The organism is Microbacterium sp. ISL-103 (assembly GCF_018613995.1).
GTDB lineage: Bacteria > Actinomycetota > Actinomycetes > Actinomycetales > Microbacteriaceae > Microbacterium.
In genome coordinates this window covers 1-5,568 of the sequence record NZ_JAGGPD010000375.1, presented here as the reverse complement: position 1 = coordinate 5,568, position 5,568 = coordinate 1, and the positions used below count along the sequence as shown (strand labels likewise).

Here is a 5,568-nt window from a genome sequence, read left to right as displayed (position 1 = left end):
CCGGCCGGGATCACCGCGTAGAAGTCCTCGATCGGCTGGCTCATGCAGCCCAGCGTATCGGGGTGTTGCAGAAGCCACGCGGAGCGCCAGTAGGGTCATCCCATGGCCCCAACCCCCATACGGCGCCCTGCTCTTCTTCGTCGCGCCACCGCTGCCCTCGTGCTCGTCCTCGCCGCAACCGCCCTCGTCCCCGCGTCGGCACTCGCTGCGACCGGATCCGCAGGCGAGGTGTTCACCCTCACCAATGCCCAGCGCACGAAGGCGGGACTCAGACCCCTCGTGTCTGATCCTGCGCTCGACGCCGCTGCGGCCGAATGGGCGCGGCATCTCGCCTCGACGTGCACGTTCGAGCACAGCACGTCGCAGTGGCGCAGCTCGCGAGTGGCGGCCTACGGATGGGTCGCCACCGGCGAGAACATCGCCGCAGGGCAGCCGGACGCGGGTTCCGTCGTGACCGCCTGGATGAACTCCGCCGGGCACAAGGCGAACATCCTCGACAGCCGGTACACCGGGCTCGGCGTCGGCGTCGCCTCCGGCTCGTGCTATCGCACCTACTGGGTGCAGATCTTCGGCATCGGGTCGCCGGTCAAGAAGCTGAGCGGAGGAGCCGGCGACCTCACCGGTGATCGCAATGCCGATCTCGTCGCCCGCACATCCTCCGGCGGCCTGATGATCTACCCCGGCAACGGCAGGGGCGGATTCGCCAGCCCGGTCGCGGCAGCGCCCTACTGGGGAGCGAGGCCGTTCATCACCATGGGCGACTTCACCGGCGACGGCACCCCCGACCTCGCACGGGTCGAGACGAACGGCACCCTCATGCTGTACCCGGGAACGGGAGCGGGCGGACTCCGAAACCCCGTGCAGATCGGCAACGGCTGGTCGGGTTTCGCACAGGTGATCGGCGGCATCGACTACACGGGCGACCGCGTGCCCGACGTCATCGCCCGCACCACGACCGGCACGCTCAAGCTCTACAAGGGCAACGGGAAGGGCGGCTGGCTCTCGGGCAGCGGCGGCCAGATCGGCAGCGGGTGGAACGCCTTCGACTCGATCTCGCACGCAGGCGACTTCACCGGCGACTCCCGGGGCGACATCATCGCGCGCAAGGTGTCGGACGGCACTCTCTGGCTGTATCCGACGACCGGCAAGGGCACCTGGGGCAAGGCGGTGAAGATCGGCGGCGGATGGAAGCCGTTCACCGCGATCTTCGGCGGCGGCGACCTCAACGGCGACGGCACGCAGGACCTCGTCGGACGCTCGGCCGACGGCACCCTCTACCTCTACCCGGGCAACGGACGAGGCGGATTCCTGGCGCGGCAGACGATCGGCGGCGGTTGGAACACCATGAGCCAGATCGGCTGACCGTCGGAGACCCGACCCTCCGACATCGCGATGTCGATCTGGTTAGGCTCCCCTTCGTCGCCCACCCCCCTCACACGGGAATAGGATGGTGTCCGATCGGCCGTGCCTGACGACAGCACGCTCACGCTGGAGACACGCCTCGCACGCGACCGAGTCACATCGATCCAGGGAGGACGACCGTGTCCACAAGCGCTCGCTTGACACCGTCGATTTCGGAAACCACTTCCAAGACGCCGCGCGGCACCCTCTACCGGGGTCGCGAGGGCATGTGGTCGTGGGTGCTTCACCGCATCACCGGAGTCGCCATCTTCTTCTTCCTGTTGGTGCACGTGCTCGACACGGCACTCATCAGGGTGTCCCCCGAGGCGTACAACGCCGTCATCGGCACCTATAAGAACCCCGTCATGGCACTCGGCGAGGTCGTGCTGGTCGCCGGCATCGTGTTCCACGCGATGAACGGCCTCCGCATCATCGCCGTCGACTTCTGGTCGAAGGGTGCCAAGTACCAGCGTCAGCTCTTCTGGGGCGTCCTGCTGGTGTGGGGCATCATCATGGCCGGCTTCGTCCCCCGCCATCTCATGCTCGCGTTCGCCGGCTTCGGAGGAGGACACTGATGACCGCTCAGACCATCGCCGCCCCCGTCCGCCGTCAGCGCGGATTCAACCTCGAGAAGTGGGGCTGGCTGTTCATGCGCGCCTCGGGCATCGTGCTCGTCGTGCTGATCTTCGGCCACCTGTTCATCAACCTGATGGTGGGCGAGGGCATCCATGCCCTCGACTTCGCGTTCATCGCGGGCAAGTTCGCCACGCCGTTCTGGCAGTGGTGGGACGTGCTGATGCTGTGGCTCGCGCTGATCCACGGCGCCAACGGCATGCGCACGATCGTCAACGACTACGTCACGAACACCACCGCTCGCAAGGCACTCGTCTGGGCACTCGGCCTCGCTGCCGCCCTGCTCATCATCCTCGGCACCCTGGTCGTCTTCACCTTCGACCCGTGCCTCGGCGTGACCGAATCGAGCACGCTGTGGGAACAGTGCCAGACGCTGGGCAAGTAGAAGAGAAGGCAAACAAGAAGTGACTACCGAGACCCAGGATTCCGTCGTGCGCGACGGCGTGCACTACCACCAGTTCGACATCGTCATCGTGGGCGCCGGTGGCGCCGGAATGCGGGCGGCCATCGAGGCCGGCCCCGGCGCGAAGACCGCAGTGATCTCCAAGCTCTACCCGACCCGCTCCCACACGGGTGCTGCTCAGGGCGGCATGGCCGCGGCGCTCGCGAACGTCGAGGAGGACAGCTGGGAGTGGCACACCTTCGACACGGTCAAGGGTGGCGACTACCTGGTCGACCAGGACGCCGCGGAGATCCTCGCCAAGGAGGCGATCGACGCGGTCATCGACCTCGAGAACATGGGTCTCCCCTTCAACCGCACGCCCGAGGGCAAGATCGACCAGCGTCGATTCGGCGGTCACACCGCAGAGCACGGCAAGACGCCGGTGCGCCGCGCCTGCTATGCCGCCGACCGCACGGGCCACATGATCCTGCAGACGCTGTTCCAGAACTGCGTCCGGCTGGGCATCAACTTCTTCAACGAGTTCTACGTGCTCGACCTGCTGACGGTGAAGGATGCCGACGGCAAGACCCAGGTCTCGGGCGTCGTGGCCTACGACCTCGCCACCGGCGAGCTGCACGTGTTCCAGGCCAAGGCCGTCATCTTCGCCACCGGCGGCTTCGGCAAGATCTTCAAGACGACCTCCAACGCGCACACCCTCACGGGCGACGGCGTCGGCATCGTCTGGCGCAAGGGGCTCCCCCTCGAGGACCTCGAGTTCTTCCAGTTCCACCCGACCGGCCTCGCAGGTCTCGGCATCCTCCTCACCGAGGGCGCACGAGGAGAGGGCGCGATCCTGCGCAACGCGTCGGGCGAGCGCTTCATGGAGCGCTACGCGCCGACCATCAAGGACCTCGCGCCTCGCGACATCGTCGCCCGCTGCATGGTGCAGGAGGTCGCCGAGGGCCGAGGAGCCGGCCCGCACAAGGATTACGTGCTGCTGGACTGCACCCACCTGGGTGCCGAGGTGCTCGAGACCAAGCTTCCCGACATCACCGAGTTCGCGCGCACCTACCTGGGCGTCGATCCGGTCGTCGAGCCGGTCCCGGTCATGCCGACCGCGCACTACGCGATGGGCGGCATCCCCACCAACAACAACGGCGAGGTGCTCGCCGACAACGACACCGTCGTGCCCGGCCTCTACGCCGCCGGCGAGTGCGCCTGCGTCTCCGTGCACGGGGCGAACCGCCTCGGCACCAACTCGCTGCTCGACATCAACGTCTTCGGCAAGCGCTCGGGTCGCAACGCGGTCGAGTACGTCAAGACGGCGGAGTTCGTGCCGCTGCCCGAGAACCCCGCGGCATTCGTCTCCGACATGATCGAGGGACTCCGCAACAACCAGGGCACCGAGCGCATCGCCGTGCTGCGCAAGGCGCTGCAGGACGAGATGGACAAGGGCGCGCAGGTCTTCCGCACGCACGAGTCCCTCGAGCACGTGCTCGGCGTCATCGCCGAACTGCGCGACCGGTACCGCAACGTGCACGTCGACGACAAGGGCAAGCGCTTCAACACCGACCTGCTCGAGGCCGTCGAGCTCGGCTTCCTCCTCGACATCGCCGAGGTCGTCGTCTACGCCGCGCAGAACCGCGAGGAGAGCCGCGGCGGCCACATGCGCGACGACTTCCCCACGCGTGACGACGAGAAGTACATGAAGCACACCATGGCCTACCTCACGGGCGACCCGCACTCCTCTACCCCGAGCGACCACATCAAGCTCGACTGGAAGCCGGTCGTGTTCACGAAGAACGAGCAGGGCGAGTTGAACTACCCGCCGATGGAGAGGAAGTACTGAGCATGTCGAACGCCATCGCCGAAGCTCCCGCGGACACGACGGAGGAGACGGGCATCCAGTCCTTCATCGTCACCTTCAACATCCGCCGGTTCGACCCCGAAGTCGACTCCGAGCCGCACTGGGTCGACTACGACGTCGAGCTGTACTCGACCGACCGCGTGCTCGACGCGCTGCACAAGATCAAGTGGGAGGTCGACGGCTCGCTCACCTTCCGTCGATCGTGCGCCCACGGCATCTGCGGCTCCGACGCCATGCGCATCAACGGCCGCAACCGCCTCGCCTGCAAGACGCTGATCAAGGACCTCGACATCTCGAAGCCGATCTACGTCGAGGCGATCAAGGGACTCCCCCTCGAGAAGGACCTCGTCGTCGACATGGAGCCGTTCTTCGCGTCGTATCGCGACGTGCAGCCGTTCCTCGTCGCGAACTCGGTGCCCGAGAAGGGAAAGGAGCGCGTCCAGACGATCGCCGACCGCGAGATCTTCGACGACACGACCAAGTGCATCCTGTGCGCCGCGTGCACCTCGTCGTGCCCCGTCTTCTGGACCGATGGTCAGTACTTCGGACCGGCGGCGATCGTGAACGCGCACCGCTTCATCTTCGACTCGCGTGACGACAACGCCGAGGTGCGCCTCGACATCCTCAACGACAAGGAAGGCGTCTGGCGCTGCCGCACGACGTTCAACTGCTCCGAGGCGTGCCCCCGCGGCATCGAGGTCACCAAGGCCATCGCCGAGGTCAAGCAGGCGGTCCTGCGCGGTCGTCGCTGACGCCGTCTCACTGACGTCGACTCACTGACGCCGACGGGCGGGCATCCTCATGGATGCCCGCCCGTTCTCATCGCTTGGATAGGGTGAGACCGTGTCCGATCCCGATGCCGCCGCCACCGAACCCGGTCGACTCGACACGGCCGTCGAGCGGGCGACCGCACTCACGCAGCGCACCCTCGGGCTGTTCCCCGTGCGCGTGTGGCGGCACTTCCTGCAGCACAACGGATTCCTTCTCGCCGCCGGTGTGAGCTACCAGGCGCTCTTCGCGATCTTCGCGGCGATCTACCTCGCCTTCGCCATCACCGGTCTGTGGCTCGGCGGCAGCACCGAGGCCGTCGACGGTCTGATCGAGATCATCAACAGCTACGTCCCCAACCTCATCCTCGAGCAGGGTGGGGTGTTCACGCCCGAACAGGTGCGGGAGATCGCGGCGAGCACGACCAACGTCCTGGGGATCACCGGTCTGATCGCCCTCGGCACGGTGATCTGGACCGCCATCGGCTGGGTGACGTTCTCGCGCCGGGCCACCAGGG

6 protein-coding genes are annotated in these 5,568 nt (G+C 66.9%); all 6 read left to right on the top strand.

All coding sequences use genetic code 11. The features are described 5' to 3' along the window. Positions 1-102 precede the first annotated feature (102 nt). Complete coding sequence (locus J7E68_RS13685) at positions 103-1,362, top strand: FG-GAP-like repeat-containing protein (protein ID WP_215173449.1); 1,260 nt, start codon at positions 103-105, stop codon at positions 1,360-1,362. A 179-nt stretch (positions 1,363-1,541) separates the two neighbouring features. Further along, positions 1,542-1,976: a succinate dehydrogenase, cytochrome b556 subunit gene (gene sdhC / locus J7E68_RS13680; protein ID WP_074731658.1), complete on the top strand. Its 435-nt coding sequence runs from the start codon at positions 1,542-1,544 to the stop codon at positions 1,974-1,976. Then, positions 1,976-2,419, top strand: coding sequence for a succinate dehydrogenase hydrophobic membrane anchor subunit (locus J7E68_RS13675; protein ID WP_215173447.1), 444 nt, complete (start codon positions 1,976-1,978; stop codon positions 2,417-2,419). Before sdhC ends, J7E68_RS13675 begins: the two co-directional genes overlap by 1 nt. A gap of 19 nt (positions 2,420-2,438) precedes the next feature. Further along, a complete protein-coding gene (gene sdhA, locus J7E68_RS13670; RefSeq protein ID WP_215173445.1) occupies positions 2,439-4,265 on the top strand; it encodes a succinate dehydrogenase flavoprotein subunit in 1,827 nt (608 codons plus the stop codon). 2 nt (positions 4,266-4,267) lie between these two features. Continuing rightward, positions 4,268-5,035 carry a succinate dehydrogenase iron-sulfur subunit gene (locus J7E68_RS13665; protein ID WP_215173444.1) on the top strand — a complete coding sequence of 256 codons (768 nt, stop codon included), beginning with the start codon at positions 4,268-4,270 and terminating at the stop codon, positions 5,033-5,035. Between the two features lie 91 nt (positions 5,036-5,126). Beyond that, a partial coding sequence (locus J7E68_RS13660; protein ID WP_215173443.1) for a YhjD/YihY/BrkB family envelope integrity protein occupies positions 5,127-5,568 on the top strand: 442 nt, incomplete at its 3' end.

Coding starts and splice junctions, on each gene's coding strand:
- J7E68_RS13685 (WP_215173449.1), top strand. CDS start 103: ATGGCCCCAACCCCCATACGGCGCCCTGCTCTTCTTCGTCGCGCCACC.
- J7E68_RS13675 (WP_215173447.1), top strand. CDS start 1,976: ATGACCGCTCAGACCATCGCCGCCCCCGTCCGCCGTCAGCGCGGATTC.
- J7E68_RS13665 (WP_215173444.1), top strand. CDS start 4,268: ATGTCGAACGCCATCGCCGAAGCTCCCGCGGACACGACGGAGGAGACG.